This is a genomic window from Bacillota bacterium (assembly GCA_024655925.1).
Lineage (GTDB): Bacteria > Bacillota > DTU025 > DTU025 > JANLFS01 > JANLFS01.
Genome location: JANLFS010000133.1, coordinates 2,229 through 3,118, shown reverse-complemented (window position 1 = coordinate 3,118; position 890 = coordinate 2,229). Strand labels below are relative to the sequence as shown.

General features: G+C 58.9%; 1 protein-coding gene. It reads left to right on the top strand.

Translation table 11 applies throughout. The features are described 5' to 3' along the window. Positions 1 to 890 (top strand): amidohydrolase family protein (locus NUW23_14510; GenBank protein ID MCR4427372.1); only part of this gene is annotated, 890 nt, incomplete at both ends.

Below are 890 nucleotides of genomic sequence, written 5' to 3'. Positions count from 1 at the left end.
CGGAGACGAAGAGGGGCGAGACCCTGGTCCGAGGGGTGGAACGAAGACTTGAGCAGATGGCCTGCTCGATAGTGGACTATGGTTTGCACGCCACCATCGTTGAGGTAAACGATGGGATACTCGCGGAGCTTGAAACAATGGCGGCCATGGGGATTCCGAGTTTCAAGATGTACATGACGTACAAAGACGAGGGGATCATGGTCTCGGACCAGGACATGCTATCCGTGTTCTCGAGATGTTCGGGCCTCCCGTTGCTCCCCGGCGTACACGCGGAGAGCGATATCATCATCGAGTCGAACATGAGGAAGGTGACGACTCGGCGGTGGTCCGACATCTGCCGAGTGCGGTCGGAAACTGCAGAAGAGGATGCCGCCCTGCGGGCCGCACACTTGGCATGGAACGAGGGGAGTGCGCTTTACGTATTTCACGTGAGCTCCGCACGGGTGGCTCGGAAACTGGCGGAACTTAGGACGGACGGTGCGAAGATCTATATCGAAACCTGCCCGCATTACCTCGTATTCGACCAGGGAGTTCTGGACCATGAAGACGGCCACCTGTACTTGATGACTCCTCCCCTGAGGTCTGCGCAAAACCGGGAATACTTATGGCGCGCCGTGTCGGCCGGGGTGGTGGACACCACGGGTTCCGACGATTGTACCTGGTACCGGTGGGAGAAGGAGAAGTTCCTCGATCGCAGCAAGGATTCGGGCATGCTGGTGCAAAGGTTCGACCGCGTGGCATTCGGAGTCGGCGGAGTCGAGTTTCGCCTGCCGCTGCTGTGGACCGAGGGAGTGGAGAGAAGAGGGCTTCCTGTGGCTCACCTGGTGGAGCTCTTGAGTACCCGAGCGGCTCAAGTGTTCGGCCTGTTCCCTAGGAAAGGTGCCATTCTT